The following is an 18,045-nucleotide window of genomic DNA, read 5'->3' as shown; positions in this document are numbered from 1 at the left end:
GCCGCGTGAAGTCCGGAAGTTCTTTGATTTTCCGAGGCTTACCGGGAATGGTCGTGCGGAAAGCTGCAATCGGCTTGATTCGGACCCTCAAAAACCGGGTTTTTGACTGTTCCTTCCGGCAATGAGTGTGGCGGCAGGGCGCGCGTTGTTGCGGGATTTTGAAGCAATGCGCACCACTCCATCGGACTGTCCGCGCCGCCCCTGATATGCCTTCCGACCCTTCTCGCGTGAAACGGGCAGAAGGACGATCGCACTACTCCGCCGCGTCGCGCTGGGTTTCGTCCGGTGCGTCGGGGTCGCCGGGTGCGGTCTCGCAGCCAAGGTCGGGGAAGGCGAGTACACGCTTGCCGTGGAAATCGGTTCGCGCCACCAGCAGGCCGCGCTCCTCGAAATAGGCGAGCAGGCGCCGGGCCCGGCGCGGCGAGTGGCTGCCATAGGCGCGGGCCAGCGTGGCGTCGGAGGGGCAGGCGTCGCGATTGGTCGCGGCGCGCGCCACCATCAGGAACACGCCCTGCAGATCGTCCGGCAGCGCTTCGGACAGGCTGAGCGCGGTCGCCCAGGCCTCGCCGTCCGGCGCGCGCTGGTCGACGCCGGCCCGCGCCACCGCCAGCCGTCGGCGAAAACCGGAGAGCGGCAGCGGTTCGCCGGGCACGCGGCGGATGCGGCAGCGGACGAGGAAATCCTGATAAAGCACGGCATCCGATCGGAAGGCGGCGTCGGGGTCTTCCAAAATCTCGCGCAGCACCGTGTCGATGCCGGCTTCGCGCTCCGCCTCGTCGATTATGGCGAAGACCGGCTGCTCCATAGGCATCGGCGCCGGCTTCGGCCGCGCGAGTTGCGCCAGTAGGTCGGCGGTCGGCACCGGCGGTGGCGGCGGTTTTCGCACCACGGGCCGCACTTCTTCCGGACCGGGTGTAAAGATCAGGTCGCGGGCATCTTCCGGCGCGTCGGGCAAGGGCGTCAATTTCGGGCTGGTCGAGCGTGCCGACGTCTCGACCGAGCCGATGGTGATCGGCAGCGGCCGCCGCGACAGGGCCGGTCCAAGCGCGACGAAATGCCCGCGCGCCAGGTCGCGGAACATTTCCGCCTGCCGCCGGTCCATGCCGAGCAGGTCGGCGGCGCGCGCCATGTCGATGTCGAGAAAGGTGCGGCCCATCAGGAAGTTGGAGGCCTCCGCCGCGACGTTTTTTGCCAGCTTGGCCAGCCGCTGGGTGGCGATGACGCCCGCCAGCCCGCGCTTGCGGCCGCGGCACATCAGGTTGGTCATGGCGCCAAGCGACAGTTTTCGCGCCTCGTCGGAAACCTCGCCGGCGGCCGCGGGCGCGAAAAGCTGCGCCTCGTCGACCACCACCAGCACCGGATACCAATGGTCGCGCTCGGCGTCGAACATGCCGCCGAGGAAGGCTGCCGCCGCGCGCATCTGCTGCTCGACGTCGAGCCCCTCGAGATTGAGCACGACCGAGACGCGGTGCTGGCGCACCCGGCCGGCGATGCGGGTGAGTTCCGATTCGGTGCGGGCGGCGTCGACCACCTGATGGCCGAATTTGTCGGCCAGCGTGACGAAGTCGCCCTCGGGATCGACGATGCATTGCTGCACCCAGGGCGCGCTCTGTTCCAGCAGGCGGCGCAACAGATGCGACTTGCCGGACCCGGAATTGCCCTGCACCAGCAGGCGGGTCGCCAGCAGTTCCTCCAGATCAAGATCGGCCGGCTTCCCGGGGGAAGCCAGTCCCATGTCGATATTGACCTTCATCCGGCGCCCTTGGTCATGATGCTGTCCTTAGCATCCGGCGCAGCGCGGCGCGAAGCGCGGGCGGCGAGATTCCCACAGGCGCGATGACGCGGGCTGCCTCCCGCCGGCGCCCCCTCACCCGCCCTCCGCTTCGCTCGGGCGACCTCTCCCCGCCGGGGAGAGGAGGTTTTCAGCGCCGGCGCCAGCCTTGTGGCTTCAAACGGGAAGGCGAAGGCGGTTGACGATCTCCTCTCCCCAGTGGGGAGAGGTCGCCCAAGCGAAGCGGAGGGCGGGTGAGGGGGAGGAGATTTCAGTGCGATACCGCCCCGTTACGTCCGGTTGATCGACACGCCGCCGTCGGCGAACAGCGCCGCGCCGGTGGTGAAGCTCGCCGCATCGGAGGCGAGATAGAGCGCCGAGGCGGCGATTTCTTCCGGCCTGGCGATGCGCTTCAGCGCGTGCAGATTTTCCACGAAGGCGCGCTCTTCCGGCGTCTTGAAGGTGGCGGCAGGCGTGTCGGTGCCGCCCGGCAGCAGCGCGTTGACGCGGATTTTTCGCGGTCCGTATTCGGCCGCCAGCACCTGCGTGAGGCCGACCAGGCCGGCCTTTGCCGCGGCATAGGCCGCCATGCTGGGCATGCCGGCGGTGACGCCGACAAAACTTCCGGTGAAGATCAACGAACCGCCGCCGCGCCTGAGCATCGCCGGGATCTGGTGTTTGGCGGCAAGGAAGGCGCTGGTCAGATTGGTGTCCAGCGTGTCGCGCCAGCCTTGCGGCGAGACCGTCGCCGTCTCGCTGATCTCGCCGGTCCAGCCGGCATTGTTGAAGGCGACGTCGAGCCCGCCGAAGCGGGTTTCGGCCAACTCTACCAGCGCCTTTGCATGGGCTTCGTCGCGCACGTCGCCGGCAAGCGCCGTGGCCGCGCCGCCGTCGTGTTCGATCTCGGCGACGAGTTTTTCCAGTTCGTCGGCCCGGCGGCCGGAGGCGACGACAAGCGCGCCGTGCTCCGCGAAGAGTTTTGCCGCCGCGCGGCCGATGCCGGACGACGCGCCGGTGACGATCGTTACCTTATCGGTGAGGTCGAACATTTTTTGCTTTCCTTCCTGCCTGGCGTTTGATGCGCCTCATGTCGCAAGAGGAAGCTGGTCCGGCCACCCGAAACCGGCATGGTCGTTGAGGACTGTCATTGCAGAATCCTCCTGGTCTCGCCGGCGATCCGCGCTCCCACATTTTTTCGGCTGCGGGGGGTGGAGAAGGGCGCGGAGCGAAGCCGTGGCGCAAAGCGGCAAGGCCCGTCGCAATCAGTGCAAGGGTGACAGCGGGTTTTCGCTAGTGGTACATCTCGCGCGCCGGGCGCATGAAAGCCTGGCGCGCAGCTCCATCCGATGGTCATTGCGGGCTCTGGAACGTGAAAAAATACTCGGTATTCGCCATCGCCCGCGAGGCCATGCGCGGCCACAGGGGCTGGCCGGAGCAATGGTCTTCTCCGGAGCCGCGCTCCGAATACGACGTCATCATCGTCGGCGCCGGCGGGCACGGATTGGCGACCGCCTATTATCTCGCCAAGGAGCACGGCGTCACCAATGTCGCCGTGCTGGAAAAAGGCTGGCTGGGCGGCGGCAATACCGGCCGCAACACCACCATCATCCGCTCCAACTATTTGTATGACGAAAGCGCCGGCATCTACGACCACGCGGTGAAACTGTGGGACGGGCTTTCGCAAGATCTCAACTACAACGTCATGTATTCGGCGCGCGGCGTGATGATGCTGGCGCACAATGTGCACGACGTGCAGGTGTTCAAGCGCCACATCCATGCCAACCGGCTGAACGGCATCGACAATGAATGGCTGACGCCGGAACAGGCCAAGGATTTCTGCCCGCCGCTGAACATTTCGCGGGAGGCGCGTTATCCGGTGGTGGGCGCGGCGCTGCAGCGGCGCGGCGGGACGGCGCGCCACGACGCGGTGGCCTGGGGATATGCGCGCGGCGCCAATGCGCGCGGCGTCCACATCATCCAGAATTGCGAGGTCACCGGCATCCGCCGCGCCCCGGACGGCCGCGTAACCGGCGTCGACACCTCCAAGGGTTTCATCGGGGCGAAGAAGGTCGGCGTGGTGGCGGCTGGGCATACGTCGGTGCTGATGGACATGGCCGGCGTGCGCATGCCGCTGGAAAGCTATCCGCTGCAGGCGCTGGTATCGGAGCCGGTGAAGCCTGTGTTCCCCTGCGTGGTGATGTCCAACACCGTGCACGCCTATATCTCGCAGTCCGACAAGGGCGAACTGGTGATCGGCGCCGGCACCGACCAGTATACTTCTTACTCACAGACTGGTGGGCTCCATATCCTCAACCACACGCTCGACGCCATCTGCGAGATGTTCCCGATGTTTTCGCGCATGAAGATGCTGCGTTCGTGGGGCGGCATCGTCGACGTGACGCCCGACCGTTCGCCGATCCTGGCGAAGACGCCGGTGAAGGGGCTTTACGTCAATTGCGGCTGGGGAACGGGCGGCTTCAAGGCGACGCCGGGGTCGGGCCATGTCTTCGCCCATACCATCGCCCGCGACGAGCCGCACAGAATCAACGCGCCGTTCACGCTGGAGCGGTTCAGGACGGGCCGGCTGATCGATGAGGCGGCCGCGGCGGCGGTGGCGCATTGATGATGACCACCATCCGCCTTCAAAACAGTCCGTTTGCCGGCTTCCGAGAAGCCGTTGTGCTGGACGTCGAGACGACGGGGCTCAATCCGCGCGTGGACCGGATCGTGTCGATCGCCGCGCTGCGGGTCGATTTCCATCTCTATGCGTCGCCGACCGGCTGCGAGGCGGTCACGTTCAAGGCGCGGGTCAATCCCGGCATCAGTATTCCGCCCGGGGCGAGCCGCATCCACGGCATTCGCGACCGCGACGTCATCGGCGAGGAGCGGTTCGACGGCATCGGCAAACAACTGCTCGATTTCGTCGGCGACCTGCCGATCATCGCCCACAATTGCGAATTCGACGCGCGTTTCGTCGATGCGGAATTGCGCCGCCACAAGGTGGGCTCGCTGGAGGGGCGGACGCTGTTCTGCACCATGCGGCGGGTCTGCCATCACGAAACCCGGCAGGGCCGCTACCGCACCCGCATCTCGCTTGCGGACGCCAGCTTGCTCTACAAGACCACGCTGAAGCGCGGCCGGCATCACGACGCCTTCGACGATGCTTTCGCCGCCATGCAACTGGCGGGCGTGCTCTACAAACTCGACAACGGGATCGCCTGATGCGCGTCCCCGCAACCCGATCGCCCAAAGGCTGACATGCTTCTCATCCACTGCCCGTATTGCGAGGAAGAGCGTCCGGAACTCGAATTCCGGCACGCCGGCGAGGCGCATGTCGCCCGCTCGCCGGACATCGCTGCGATTTCCGACGAGGATTTTGAAAAATTCTTCTTTATCCGTTCGAATCCGAAGGGGATCGTGTTCGAGCGCTGGCGGCACGTGCATGGCTGCGGCCGCTTCTTCAACGCGGCGCGCAACACGGTGACTGACAGGTTTTTGACGACCTACAGAGCGGGCGAGACGAAGCCTGAGATTTCGGTCGCGGAGACGGGGCCGGCTGCATGGGCGAATCGGGAACCGGCGGAACTGAACGAGAAGACGGCGGCAGGGGCAAAAGAATGATGGCGCACTCCGTCCCACCCCCCTCTGTCCTGCCGGACATCTCCCCCTCAAGGGGGGAGATTGGCAGCTTTGGCGATGCCACTCTTCCGGCGACGTCTGCGATTGGCGAAACCGATGCGGTCGGAGCAATCTCCGCCCTTGAGGGGGAGATGTCCGGCAGGACAGAGGGGGGTGGGACGGAGTGCTGTCCGAACCATATTTTCATGGGTGCCGCATGACCCAGCCCTTCCGCATCGCCGGCGCCGGGCGGCTGACGCCGGCCAAGACCGCGCGCTTCACCTTCGACGGCAAGCATTTTTCGGGACTGGCCGGCGATACGCTGGCCTCGGCGCTGCTTGCCAACGGCGTGCATCTCACCGGCCGCTCGTTCAAGTACCACCGGCCGCGCGGCATTCTCTCGGCCGGCGCGGAGGAGCCGAACGCGCTGGTCGGCATCGAGCGCGACGCGGCGCGCAAGACGCCGAATGTGCGCGCAACCGTGCAGGAGCTCTATGACGGGCTGGCGGCGGTCTCGCAGAACCGCTGGCCGTCGCTGAACTTCGATGTCGGGGCGGTGAACGATTTTGCATCGCCGCTGTTTTCGGCGGGTTTCTATTACAAGACCTTCATGTGGCCGAAGGCGGCGTGGAAGAGCTTTTATGAGCCGAAGATCCGTGCCGCCGCCGGGTTGGGCGTCGCGCCGGACCAGCCTGATCCGGACCATTATGCTTCGCGTTTCGCCCATTGCGAGGTGCTGGTGCTGGGCGGCGGCGCGGCGGGCCTGGCGGCGGCGCTCGCGGCGGCCGAGAGCGGGGTGCGCGTCATCCTTGCCGACGAACAGGCGGAGTTCGGCGGCGCCCTGCGATACGAGGTGGGCGCGAAAGTCGACGGAATGGACGGCTGGGCCTGGGCGCAAGGCGCGGTCGCGAAATTGGCCGCGATGGACAATGTGCGGCTTTTGCCGCGCACGACGGCTTTCGGTTATTACGCGCAGAATTTCGTCGGGCTCACCGAGCGGGTCACCGACCATCTGGCGCGGCCGGACAGGCATGCGCCGCGCGAAAGACTGTGGCAGGTGCGCGCCAGGCGCGTGGTACTGGCCACCGGCGCGATCGAGCGGCACATGGTGTTCGCCGACAACGACCGGCCGGGCGTGATGCTGGCTAGCGCCGCGCGCGCTTATCTCAACCATTACGGCGTCACCGTCGGCAGACAAGTCGGCGTCTATACGGCCAACGATTCCGCCTATTACGCGGCCATCGACCTGAAGAAGGCGGGCGTGAGCATCGCCGGCATCGTCGACCTGCGCGACAATCCGGGCGGTCCGGCGGTGGACGAGGCTCGGGCGCTCGGCATCGAGGTCAACCATGGCCGCGCCGTGACGAAGGTGGGAGGAAAACTGCGCGTTTCCTCCATGACCATCGAGCCGAAGAACGGCGGCGGCGGACGCACGGTGGCCATCGACGCGCTGCTGACCTCGTCGGGATGGACGCCTTCGATACACCTGTTCTCGCAGTCGCGTGGAAAGGTGGCGTTCGACGAGGCGACGAAACGTTTCCTGCCGGGAACCTACGCGCAGGAGTGCGTGTCGGTCGGCGCCTGCAACGGCACGGACGGGCTGGAGGCGACCGTCGCCGAGGCTTTTGTGGCCGGCGAGAAGGCGGCGAAAGAGTCTGGCGCCAAGAGGTTCAAGGCGCAGAAGATAAAAGTGGATGCAGGCGAGACCTGGGCCGGATCGATGCTGGGCAGCGGGCCGGGCGCCGGAGCCGGCACGACGGTAAAAGCCTTCATCGACTTCCAGAACGACGTGACGGCAAAAGATATCCGCCAGGCGGTGCATGAAGGCATGCGCTCGATAGAGCATGTGAAGCGCTTCACCACCAACGGCATGGCGACCGACCAGGGCAAGACCTCCAACATGCACGGCCTGGCGATCGCAGCGGAGACGCTGGGAAAGCCGATCCCGGAAGTCGGGCTGACGACGTTCCGCGCACCCTATACGCCGGTGACGTTCGGCTCGATCGTCGGACATGCCAAGGGCAAGCTGTTCGACCCGACGCGGCGCACGGCGATCCACCCCTGGGCGGAAAAGCATGGCGCGGTGTTCGAGGATGTCGGGCAGTGGAAGCGCGCCTGGTATTTTCCTAGGGCCGGCGAGGACATGCACGCCGCCGTCAACCGCGAATGCGTGACGGTGCGACAAGCCGCCGGCCTGTTCGACGCCTCGACGCTGGGCAAGATCGAGGTGGTCGGGCCGGACGCGGCGAAATTCATGGAACTGCTCTACACCAACCCGTGGGAGAAGCTGGACGCCGGCCGCTGCCGCTACGGCATCATGCTGCGCGAGGACGGTTTTATTTACGACGACGGCGTGGTCGGCAGGCTGGCGCCGGACCGTTTCCACGTGACGACGACCACTGGCGGCGCCGCGCGCGTGATGAACATGATGGAGGACTATCTCCAGACGGAATTCCCGCATCTGAACGTCTGGCTGACCTCGATCTCCGAACAGTGGGCGGTCATCGCCGTGCAGGGGCCGAAGAGCCGGGACATCATCGCGCCGCTGGTCGAGGGCATCGATATGTCCGACGAGGCGATGCCGCACATGTCGGTGCGCGAGGGAAAGATCTGCGGCGTGCCGACAAGGCTGTTCCGCATGTCGTTCACCGGCGACCGCGGTTTCGAGGTCAACGTGCCGGCTGATTATGGCGAGGCGGTGTGGGAAGCGCTGTGGGCGGAGGGTCGAAAGCACGGCGCCTGCGCCTACGGCACCGAGGCGATGCACGTGCTGCGCGCCGAAAAAGGCTACATTATCGTCGGCCAGGACACCGACGGCACGGTGACGCCGGCCGACGCCAGCGTCGATTGGGCGATCGGCAAGAAGAAGAAGGATTTTGTCGGCATACGCGGGTTGACGCGGCCCGATCTGTTGGCGCCGGGCCGAAAACAGCTCGTCGGGCTGAAGACGCGCGACCCGAAGATCGTTCTGGAGGAAGGCGCACAGATCGTCGCCGATCCCAAGCAGAAGGTGCCGATGACGATGATCGGCCATGTCACGTCGAGCTATTGGTCGGAGAATTGCGGCCATTCGATCGCGCTCGCGCTAGTCGTCGACGGCAAGTCCCGCCACGGCGAAACGCTTTATGTGCCGATGCCGGACAGGACGATCGAGGTCGAGGTGACGGGCATGGTGTTCTACGATCCGAAGGGGGAGCGCCTCAATGGCTAAGGCTGCCGCCAAGGTTTCTTCCGGCGGGGCGGCGCGAAAATCCGCTCTGGCCGGGCGCGAGTTCCACACCGGCGCGGTGCGGCTTGCCGTGCTGCCGCCGGCCGAACGCATCTCGCTGCGCGCGCCGGCCGGTTCCGTCGCTGCGCTGTCGAAGGCGCTGGGGCTAGACCTGCCGACGAAGCCGAAGGCTTCGGCGTCAAACGGCGGCCGCACGGCGCTGTGGCTGGGGCCGGACGAATGGCTGGTGATCGACCAGACCGGCGACCCTCTGGCGAATTGCTCCGAGGTGAAGGACCTGCATTCGGCGGTGGGCGTATCGCATCGCAACGTCGCCTTTTCGGTCTCGGGAGCCGGCGCGGAAGCGACGCTGAATGCCGGCTGTCCGCAGGATCTTTCGCTGGAAGCCTTTCCGGTCGGAGCATGCTCGCGCACCATTTTGGGCAAGGTCGAGATCGTGCTGCTGAGGACCGGCGAGGATGCGTTCCGGGTCGAGTGCTGGCGGTCGTTCTCCGACTATGTGCATGATTTTCTGGTTGAAGCGGCGGCGGACACGGGCGGCTGATCGCCAGCTTCACCGTCATGCTCCGCCCGTTGCCCAGGTAACGGGTTCAAGGCTACTGGACAAGCTTGCTGCCGCGATCGACGGAGATGCCATCTTCCGCATCCGACGCCAGGCCGGAGGCACCGATCCGCGCTTCGGGGCCATGCAGCAGTTGCAGCATGCTTCCTTTCCTGAGCGACGCGGCATAGGGGCCACTCCATCTGACCTTCGACAGATCGGCTTGGTAGATGTCGGCGCTGATCGCTACGAGGCCGTCGCCTGACGACTCATAGCTCCCGACAAAGCTGTCAAGGCGGGCGCGCTGGTCTATCGCTACCTTGGTTCCGGCGGGAACGGATGACGGCAACGGCGTTGTGACCAGGTAGGCGGCGCCGTTCTGGATCAGGGCTCGCGATTGAACGGTCAATCGCGATCCAACGCGGATCGTGTTGCCGACGAAGACGTCCGTGGCCGCGCCTTTGTTTGTGGCGTCGAACGGCATGATCGGAATGATCGTGTCTCCCGCCTTCGCGTCCGCCGACGTGGTCGTTTCGAGCATCCTGCCTACCACCGACACAGCGCGCGCTTCGCCGGATACTCTCGTTGACGATTCCAGTATGCGCCCGCCTTGTGAAAATTCATGCAGCAGCGCGCCATCCCCATCGACGTAGGAATAAAGGAGATCGCAATTGCTGTATTCGTTTTCGACGGCTCTTGGTGCGCCAAAGGTCGAAACCTTGCCCAGATCGACCCTACCCAGGCAGCTTTGCACCCATATGCCGCGTTGGGCGGGTGGCGCCGTCCTGCCGGAGAATTCGAGGCGAAAACCTTCGCATTGCACGTCCCAGATCAATTGCCGCGAGACCTGGATGTCGGTCCCGTCATATTGATCGATCGATGATTTGCTTTCGCCTCGTCCCTTGACAAAAAACCCGCAAAAGCTCGCCGCTTTCGTCGGATTGCAATCCGTCCCCGTTGCGAAACCGATCCTTATTCCCTGACCGACCGCGCCTTTCTGCCACTTGATGGTATAGGCGTCGCATACGTCGCCGCACGTAACCCATCCAACCGACGGCAGGCCTTTCGTCTTGACCGGCCCGACGGTCGTCCTTCCCGTGGACGCGATCTCATAGGGCCTCTGGAAATTCCATCCATCGGCGTTGTCGAACTCGGTCAGGAACGAGATATCGAGATCAAGTCCGTGATAGGTTTCCAGGATCGTGGCGCTCGTCCTGTCCAGTTGCCCGCGGTCGATGGAAGCGGGGTCGTATCGCGCTCCCCAGTGAACCAGCACCGCCATCAGCGAGCTGACATTTGTCTTTCCGTGGACGCCAACGGCGATCCTGCAGTCCTCCACGTGGCCCACGTAGGACATCATGATCGAGGGATGCGAGCGTTGCTTGCGCGCGATGTTCGCGGCCCGGCATATCAGAACCTCGGTGTCCACGCCGGAAATCAGCGGCTGCCGCTCCTTCGTGTAATAGTCTCCGACGGTAATCGCATTGCCGAGTTGTCCGTTGCCGCTCGGCTTGAGGCCTACGGCATCATACTGCGCGATCACCTTGACGCCGATCAGACCGGAGGCGGAGGAGTTGAAGCGGATTCCGGATTCCAGCAGTCCGTATCTCAGCCAGATGCACGAGCTGAACTTCTCCCTGCCGATGATCCTGGCTGTCGCGCGGAACTCGCCATCGATAAAATACTGGCCGTCGACAAAAATGACACCCGCGCCTGACGCGGCGGCGTATTCGTCAGCCAATTGAAAGGCCGGCAAGTCATTCGTGCCGGCTGTCCGGACAAATCCTTGCCCGACACCGCCACCCTTGGTCTTCACGTCCTCGAGCTTAAACCGCAAGTCACCCAGAGCACCGAAATGTTCAACGTGAACATCGCCGTGAGGCAGAAGACCGGGAAGGTCGGGCAGAACGGTCGCGCCTGGCGATCCGACATACGGATAGCCGCCAGCGACATGAATTTCGCCGGATGATGGTTTGAGGCCAGCGCGGACCGCGGCAACGAGCTCCTGGCGGCCATCGTAGGAAGACTCAGGCGTAGACTTGGCCAAGGCCGGGTGGAGTGCCGGCCCATTGAGCGCTATCGCCCCAAAGGCAAGGAGAACCGTCCGGCGGTTGGGACCCCTGACCGGTTCAGACGCGACGCGAGGCCCAGGCGATTGCTTCGGATCGAATTGATTGTCCAGCACAGGTCGGCTCCTTCGCCCACTTCCAGCGAATGACGATGTCATGTGCCTGCACGGCAAGAAGGTAAGCTATCCCCGGCGCTTATTCCTCTTCCGGCTGGATGAACGCCAGCGTCAGCCAGCGCGCCGTGAGTGCCGGCTTCAGCGATCCCTCGATCTCGATGGTCACGTCATGCTCGATCTCGATCCAGCCGGAAGGACGCGCCTTCAGTTTCGCCAGCACGAAGCGGGTGCGAATGCGCGCCCCGGTCTTGACCGGGGTGACGAAACGCAGCGTGTCAAAACCCTGGTTGATGCCAATGTCGGCGCCCTCGATGCGCGGCACCGTCTCGAACGCCATGGCCGAGAGCAGCGACAGCGTCAGGAAGCCATGCGCGATGGTGCCGCCGAAACTGGTTTCCCTGGCCGCCCGTTCGGGGTCGCAGTGGATAAACTGATGGTCGTCGGTGGCGTCGGCGAACTGGTCGATCATCTCCTGCGTGACGACGCGCCACGGCGACACGCCGGCCTCCTGGCCGACGCCCGCCTTGGCCTGTTCGAGGGTGATTGGGTTCACGACACTTCCTTCCGGAAACAAAATTGCCGCCGAGCGGTGGCCACACTGATACGTGAAGGAAAAGTTGTTGTCATTAGGGTTGCTGGGTCAAAGGAACGGAGACGACTACCTGACCTAAGTGCTTTCAGTCTGCCGTTTTTAGGTGATAGGTTTGATGATTGGCGAATGACAAATATCTCAGCGATGCTGTTCAACTATCGCATCTTCACATCTGAATATTACCTTATTTTGTCAGCACAGCTTAACGCCTGTCACGGCGCTCGCATTGCCAATTGCCTCTTCCCAGAGAAGGGCGGCAGATCGAGAGTCTAATCCAGATTGACTCTATGAACCGTAGCTAACAACGATAGTATCTCGTCGACGCTTCGTCGGTTCAAATGTGCCGTCAGCGATGCCTGCTTCGATGTAGACATCGAAGATCGTTGTACCGTCATCGAAATACGTTCGACCGGCTTCGATGTCAAACATCGTATACTCCAGGTCGATGCTTTTGCCTCGTCTAGCTAGAACTACCGCCGGTGTTTTCATGAGTCGTACTCCGCTCTACGCAAAACATAAGGAGTGGTGACGAAAACTCTGGTATCCCTTCCCGTTGCATTTTTCTTGTAACGGCTTTGCTATCTCCACCTTCGAGGCTTAGGATTCTAGCATCCTTTGCTCTGATTCGCTCGCTTGCGGGACGGCAAATGACAACAGTTTTTGGTGTCCCCGCTAGCAGCACCCCTACTCCGCCGGCTCGGCGGCGATGTAGGCGGCTTCCTGAAGCTCTCGCTTCAGGCGCGCCTCTTCATGCACCTTCGGCGTGATGAAGCGGCCGAGCAGCAGGTAGGCAACGGGCGTCAGGAACAGCGTCGAGACAGTGGCGAGGCCCAGCCCGCCGACGATGACCCAGCCCAGCGCGATGCGCGCCTCGGCGCCGGCGCCGCTGGCCAGAACCAGCGGCACGCCGCCGAGCACGGTACAGATCATCGTCATCATCACCGGGCGCAGCCTTATGTTGGAGGCCTGCTCGATGGCTTCCCGCACCGAGGCGCCGCGGTCGCGCAACTGGTTGGCGAATTCGACGATCAGGATGCCGTTCTTGGCCATGACGCCGACCAGCAGCACCAGGCCGATCTGGCTGTAGGCGTTGAGGCTGGTACCGGTGAGGATCAGCGCGAAGATGGCGCAGGCGAGCCCCAGCGGCACGGTCGCCATGATGATGATGGCGCTCATGAAACTCTCGAACTGCGCCGCCAGCACCAGGAGAACGATGACCAGCGCGAAGCCGAAGATGGTGATCATGCCGCTATTGGTCTCGCCCAGCGTCGCGGCCTCGGCCAGCGGCACGATGCGGCTGCCGGGCGGCAGCAGCGGCTCGGCGATTTCCTCAGCAGCGTGCAGGGCGTCGCCCAGCGCAAAATCCGGGCTCAGATTGGAGGTGATGGCGACGGAAGGCTGCTGCTGCTCGCGCGTCAACTGCGGCGGCACGGCGCGCTCGGTCAGCGTCGCGATGGTCGAGACCGGCACGTAGCGCCCGTCGCCGGTCTTCAGGAAGACGTTCTCGAGGTCGGTCGGGTCGTTGATCGGATTGGTGGTGGAGACCAGCTTCACGCCATAGGCGCGGTCGCCGATATAGACGTCGCCGATGTCGTTGCCGTCCAGCATGGCCTGCTGGGTGTCGGCCAGGCCGGTGATGTCGATGCCGAGGTCGGAGGCGCGCTCGCGGTCGATGGCGACGGCGAGCTGCGGCTGGGTCGGGTCGACGGACAGGCGCGGCTGCACGAAACGGGAATCCTGCTGCATCCTGTCGATGATCTGGACTGCCGCCTCGCTCAATTTCTGGCGGTCGTTGCCGACCAGCGCGAATTGCAGCCCGTTGCCGGCGCCGCGGATGCCGAGGCTGTTGGGCTGCACCGGGAAGACGCGCACGCTCGGCACCTGGCGGACGAGGCGCGACACGTCGGCCATGATCTCCTGCTGGCTGCGCTCGCGCTGGTCCCAGGGGGCGAGCGTCATCACCATGAAGCCTGAATTGTACTGGCCGTTCTGGCCCGCATTCTCGAAGGTGCTGATGATCTCGCCGGAATCGCGCAACGGCTGGATCAATTCCTCGATGCGGCGCATCTGCTGGCTGGTGTAATCAAGGCTGACGCCCTGCGGCGCGCTGATGCGCAAGAGCACGGCGGAGCGGTCCTCGCTCGGCGTCAACTCCTGGCGGATGCTGCCGAACAGCGAGAAGGCGACGCCCGCGAACAGCACGGCCACCAGCACGACGATCAGCGGCGCTTCGAGGCAGGCATGCAGGCAGCGGCGGTAGAGCGTACCCAGCGCCGAGCCGATGCGGCCGCCGATGCCGCCCGGGCCGTCATGGTGCAGCGAATGGGCGGTGAGCATGCGCGACGCCAGCATCGGGCAGAGCGTGAGGGCCACCACGCAGGACAGCAGCACCGACATGGCGAGCACGAAGCCGAACTCGCGGAACAGGCCGCCGGCCTGGCCGGGCAGGAAGGAGATCGGCACGAACACGGCGACGAGCGTCGCCGTGGTGGCGATGACGGCGAAAAACACCTCCTGCGTGCCGAGCACCGCGGCGGCGCGGGGCCCGAGGCCCATGTTGCGGCGGCGCACGATGTTTTCCAGGACGACGATGGCGTCGTCGACGACGAGGCCGGTGGCGAGCACCAGCGCCAGCAGCGTCAGGATGTTGATGGAGAAGCCGGCCAGATAGATGGTGGCGATGGTGCCGATCATGGCGACCGGCATGGACAGCGCCGGGATGAGGGTGGCGCGCCAGTCGAGCAGGAAGACGTAGATGACTATCAGCACGATCGACACGGACAGGGCGAGCGCGATCTCCACCTCGTGAACGGCGCCCTGGACGAAAACGGCGTCGTCGCTGGTGATCTTGATGTTCATGCCCTCCGGCAGGCCCTTCTGGATCTGGGCGACGGCGGCCTTCACGCCTTCGGAAATGTCAAGCGTGTTGGATTCGGCCTGACGCACGATGCCCATGCCGATGCCGGTCTTGCCGTCGGAACGCAGCGACGACTGGCCGATGTCGGGCCCAAGCGTGACGGTCGCCACGTCGCGGACATGGGTGTCGCCGCCAATCACGATCGCCTCGAACTCCTCCGGCGTGGTGACGTCGGCGGTGGTGCGGACGATCAGGTCCTGGTTGTTGGTGGTGATGGAGCCGGAGGGGCTGTCGAAAGCGACGGAGGCGAGCGAGCGCCGCAGGTCGGCCACGGTGTAGCCCTGGCTCGCCAGCTTGCTCTGGTCGACGTCGATACGAAAAATCTTGTCACGGTCGCCATAGACCTGCACGTCGGCGACGCCGGGCACGGCGGCCAGCGTATCCTCGATCTGGTCCTGCACGAAGACGGTCATGTCCTGGATGGACATGGTGTCGGAAGTGACGGCGAGCCGCATGACGGCGTCGGAATTGGCGTCGGCCTTGACGATGCGCGGCGGATCGGCCTTGTCCGGCATGGCGTTGGCGACGCGACCGACCGCATCGCGCACGTCGGAGGCGGCGACGTTCAGGTCGACGCCGTCGTTGAACTCGATGGTGACGCGACTGCGGCCGAAGGAGGAGGTGGACGAGATCGACTTGACGCCGGAGACGCGCCCGACCGCGCCTTCGACGACGTCGGTGAGTTCACGGTCGACGGTCTCGGCGGCGGCGCCGTCGAAATCGGTGGTGACGGTGATGACGGCGCGGTCGACGTCGGGCAGCTCGCGGATCTCGACGCCATAGAAGGCGGCGAGGCCGGCGACGGCGATCAGAACGTTCAGCACGAAGGCCAGCACCGGCCGGCGGATGAACAGGGCGGTAAAGCTGTCGTCGGCCTTGTTGCTGTCGACTTCGGTCATGCGGCGCTCCCCGTCAGGTGCCGCTGGCGTCGGCGGCGCGCGGCGGCTCGTCCTCGCCGGCGATGCGCACCGCGCCGCCTTCGCGCACGCTCTGCACACCTTCGGTGACGACCATCTCGCCAGCCTTCAGCGGGGCCTCGACGAGAACGGTCTCGGTGTTGCGCTGGACGATGCGCACCGGCATGCGCTCGACCTTGCCGTCCCTGACGGTCCAGACGAAGGCGCCGTCGGTGCCCCACAGCACGGCCAGCGGACTGACGGCGGGATAGGTGTCGCCGGGGAAGCGCATGGAGACCTGGAAGGACATGCCGGCGCGCAGCGAATCGGCCGGATTGGCGATGCGCGCCTGCACCCAGAGTGTGCGGCTCTTGTCGTCGATGCGGTTGTCGACGGCCGAGACCGCGCCCTTGTAGCTTTGCTTGGGATTGGCGAGCGGTGTGGCCGAGATTTCCGCGCCGACCTTGACGGCGGCGGCGAAACGCTCCGGCACCCAGAAGTCGACGAGGATCGAGGAACGGTCGTCGACTGTGGCGATGGCCGACTGGCTGGTGACGTAGTTGCCGGCCTCGATCGGCAAAATGCCGACCACGCCGGCGATCGGCGAGATCACCGAGCGGCGGTCGAGCGCCAGTTGTGCGTCATGAACGGCGAGGTCCCCGTTGCGAAGCGCCAGTTGCGCCTCGGTGAGTTGCACGGCGGTGGCGGCGTTGGATTTGCGCAACGCCTCCATGCGCGTGACCCTGGCAGCGGCGTCATCGCGGGCGATCTTGGCGCGCTCCAGCGCGATCTCCTCGGTTTCGGAATCGAGGGTGGCGATGACCTGGCCCTTCTCGATATGGGCGCCGGATTCGACCAGGAAGGCGGTAAGCCGGCCGGAGGTATAGGGGTTCACCGTGACGGTGGCGTTGGCGCGGCCGGTGCCGATCGCCTGCAGGCGGTCATTGATGGTGGCGGCGCCGACCGGCTCCGCGCCCACCAGCATGCGCCCGCCGGATCTCTGGCCCTCTCCCTGGCGGGCGGCGTCCGGCTCGGGCTTCGCCACCGCGGCCACGGCCCAGTCCATACCCCAGGAGGCGAGTACCCGGTCCGAACCTGGGAAAAATTTCACCCACGCCGCGGCGGCGGCCACCAGGACCACCAGCGAAAGGGCAAGCTGTTTCCAGACGGACATTCGTTACCCCGGACCCGAGCGCGGCAGCGCCGGACGTATCCCGAAAATACACCGGCGCCGCCCAAATGCGAAATCAACCAAACGACAGCACACAAGTGGCGCCGATTTGCGGCTGTTTGCCAGATCGCGGCGGCAGATTGACATTAAATTTGTGTAAGGTAGGCGGCAAAGTGTTGGAGCGCCGGGCTTTTTTGCATCGCAATATCGCGATGCTCGCAGCGATCGGACCGTTAGGGCTGACGCAGACCTTCCATGTCGCGGATGCGCCGGGCGCTCTCCGCCTCCAGCGCCCGCGTCAGGCCGCCGATCAGCGTCTCGGCCACCACCATCAGCGCGGCCGACGAATCCCAGGGCGAGGGCACACCGGTGCGCCCCGGCACGACATGGCGGGCGAAGCGCGAGATCGGCGACAGCCACTGATCGGTGAACAGCACGATCTGCACGCCGCGCTGGTGCGCCTTCTCGGCGAAGCGCACAAGGCTATCCTGATAGCGGCGGATGTCGAAGACCAGCAGCACGTCGCGCTTGCCCATGTCGATCAGGCGGTCGCGCCAGTTGCTCTCCTGCCCGGCGAGATGGAAGACGTTGGGGCGGATGATCGCCAGATGCGCCGCCATGTAGCGGGCAATCGGATCGGTGAAGCGGCCGCCGACCAGATAGGCGCCGGCGCGGCGGTTGGAGAGCAGGGCGACGATGTCGTCAAGTTGACGCGCCGGGATGTGGCGAAAGGTTTCGCGGATGTTGTCAAGCGTGGCCTCGACCATCGGCGAGGCGCCGCCGGCGTCGGCGCGGGCGGGACCGCCGGCGCGGGAGGCCGGCGACTGCAATTGCTCGGCGAGTTCGTCCTGGAGAGCAGCCTGGAACTCCGGATAGTTCTGGAAGCCGAGGCGGGCGACGAAACGCAGGATCGTCGGCGAGCTCACCCCGGCTGTCGCCGAAAAATCGGCGACCGTCTTCAACCCGATCACCGGATAGCTGCCGATCAGCGTCTGCGCGGCCCGCCTTTCGCCCGCCGGCATGTCGCCGATCCGGTCCGCGATCAGCTCGGCGACGCTGCTGCGCATGCTCGACCCCTCCCCTCACAGCGCGGCGGAGGCCAAACCCGCGCGCCCGGCAAAAGCC

At 65.2% G+C, this 18,045-nt stretch carries 13 protein-coding genes; 5 read left to right on the top strand and 8 right to left on the bottom strand.

The annotated features are described in order from the left end of the window. Positions 1-253 precede the first annotated feature (253 nt). Positions 254-1,753, bottom strand: coding sequence for an ATP-binding protein (locus RB623_RS00175; protein WP_308054712.1), 1,500 nt, complete (start codon positions 1,751-1,753; stop codon positions 254-256). A 308-nt stretch (positions 1,754-2,061) separates the two neighbouring features. Continuing rightward, a complete protein-coding gene (locus RB623_RS00170; protein ID WP_308054711.1) occupies positions 2,062-2,820 on the bottom strand; it encodes an SDR family oxidoreductase in 759 nt (252 codons plus the stop codon). A 320-nt stretch (positions 2,821-3,140) separates the two neighbouring features. On the opposite strand from RB623_RS00170, the gene RB623_RS00165 reads away from it, so the two are divergent. The 5 genes from RB623_RS00165 (at position 3,141) to RB623_RS00145 (ending at position 9,162) form a co-directional block, all read left to right on the top strand. After that, a complete protein-coding gene (locus tag RB623_RS00165; protein ID WP_308054710.1) occupies positions 3,141-4,394 on the top strand; it encodes a sarcosine oxidase subunit beta in 1,254 nt (417 codons plus the stop codon). Further along, positions 4,394-4,993: a 3'-5' exonuclease gene (locus tag RB623_RS00160; RefSeq protein ID WP_308054709.1), complete on the top strand. Its 600-nt coding sequence runs from the start codon at positions 4,394-4,396 to the stop codon at positions 4,991-4,993. The genes RB623_RS00165 and RB623_RS00160 overlap by 1 nt, the downstream gene beginning before the upstream one ends. Before the next feature lie 36 nt (positions 4,994-5,029). Next, entirely contained in the window at positions 5,030-5,392 is a 363-nt protein-coding gene (locus RB623_RS00155) for a sarcosine oxidase subunit delta (protein WP_308054708.1), read from the top strand. A 214-nt stretch (positions 5,393-5,606) separates the two neighbouring features. Next, positions 5,607-8,600, top strand: a complete 2,994-nt coding sequence (locus RB623_RS00150) for a sarcosine oxidase subunit alpha (RefSeq protein ID WP_308054707.1) — start codon at positions 5,607-5,609, stop codon at positions 8,598-8,600. Further along, positions 8,593-9,162 carry a sarcosine oxidase subunit gamma gene (locus tag RB623_RS00145; protein ID WP_308054706.1) on the top strand — a complete coding sequence of 190 codons (570 nt, stop codon included), beginning with the start codon at positions 8,593-8,595 and terminating at the stop codon, positions 9,160-9,162. The genes RB623_RS00150 and RB623_RS00145 overlap by 8 nt, the downstream gene beginning before the upstream one ends. Before the next feature lie 52 nt (positions 9,163-9,214). Here RB623_RS00145 and RB623_RS00140 read toward each other — a convergent pair whose 3' ends face one another. From RB623_RS00140 to RB623_RS00115, 6 genes are all read right to left on the bottom strand, one after another. Then, entirely contained in the window at positions 9,215-11,344 is a 2,130-nt protein-coding gene (locus RB623_RS00140) for a hypothetical protein (protein WP_308054705.1), read from the bottom strand. 79 nt (positions 11,345-11,423) lie between these two features. After that, positions 11,424-11,897 (bottom strand): MaoC family dehydratase, encoded by a 474-nt coding sequence (locus tag RB623_RS00135; RefSeq protein ID WP_308054704.1) that lies wholly within the window; start codon positions 11,895-11,897, stop codon positions 11,424-11,426. Positions 11,898-12,221: 324 nt separating this feature from the next. Next, positions 12,222-12,365: a hypothetical protein gene (locus RB623_RS00130; RefSeq protein WP_308054703.1), complete on the bottom strand. Its 144-nt coding sequence runs from the start codon at positions 12,363-12,365 to the stop codon at positions 12,222-12,224. Between the two features lie 255 nt (positions 12,366-12,620). Then, complete coding sequence (locus RB623_RS00125; protein WP_308054702.1) at positions 12,621-15,752, bottom strand: efflux RND transporter permease subunit; 3,132 nt, start codon at positions 15,750-15,752, stop codon at positions 12,621-12,623. 13 nt (positions 15,753-15,765) lie between these two features. Further along, positions 15,766-16,923 (bottom strand): efflux RND transporter periplasmic adaptor subunit, encoded by a 1,158-nt coding sequence (locus tag RB623_RS00120; RefSeq protein ID WP_308054701.1) that lies wholly within the window; start codon positions 16,921-16,923, stop codon positions 15,766-15,768. Between the two features lie 230 nt (positions 16,924-17,153). Next, positions 17,154-17,987, bottom strand: a complete 834-nt coding sequence (locus RB623_RS00115) for a MurR/RpiR family transcriptional regulator (protein ID WP_308054700.1) — start codon at positions 17,985-17,987, stop codon at positions 17,154-17,156. Positions 17,988-18,045 lie beyond the last annotated feature (58 nt).

Origin of the sequence: Mesorhizobium sp. LHD-90, assembly GCF_030929505.1 — a bacterium.
Lineage (GTDB): Bacteria > Pseudomonadota > Alphaproteobacteria > Rhizobiales > Rhizobiaceae > Kumtagia.
This window is presented reverse-complemented; position numbering and strand designations above follow the sequence as displayed.

Bases quoted from the DNA above. Each gene is read 5' to 3' on its own strand.
- RB623_RS00175 (WP_308054712.1), bottom strand. From the start codon at position 1,753: ATGAAGGTCAATATCGACATGGGACTGGCTTCCCCCGGGAAGCCGGCC.
- RB623_RS00170 (WP_308054711.1), bottom strand. From the start codon at position 2,820: ATGTTCGACCTCACCGATAAGGTAACGATCGTCACCGGCGCGTCGTCC.
- RB623_RS00160 (WP_308054709.1), top strand. From the start codon at position 4,394: ATGATGACCACCATCCGCCTTCAAAACAGTCCGTTTGCCGGCTTCCGA.
- RB623_RS00155 (WP_308054708.1), top strand. From the start codon at position 5,030: ATGCTTCTCATCCACTGCCCGTATTGCGAGGAAGAGCGTCCGGAACTC.
- RB623_RS00150 (WP_308054707.1), top strand. From the start codon at position 5,607: ATGACCCAGCCCTTCCGCATCGCCGGCGCCGGGCGGCTGACGCCGGCC.
- RB623_RS00145 (WP_308054706.1), top strand. From the start codon at position 8,593: ATGGCTAAGGCTGCCGCCAAGGTTTCTTCCGGCGGGGCGGCGCGAAAA.
- RB623_RS00130 (WP_308054703.1), bottom strand. From the start codon at position 12,365: ATGTTTGACATCGAAGCCGGTCGAACGTATTTCGATGACGGTACAACG.
- RB623_RS00125 (WP_308054702.1), bottom strand. From the start codon at position 15,752: ATGACCGAAGTCGACAGCAACAAGGCCGACGACAGCTTTACCGCCCTG.
- RB623_RS00120 (WP_308054701.1), bottom strand. From the start codon at position 16,923: ATGTCCGTCTGGAAACAGCTTGCCCTTTCGCTGGTGGTCCTGGTGGCC.
- RB623_RS00115 (WP_308054700.1), bottom strand. From the start codon at position 17,987: ATGCGCAGCAGCGTCGCCGAGCTGATCGCGGACCGGATCGGCGACATG.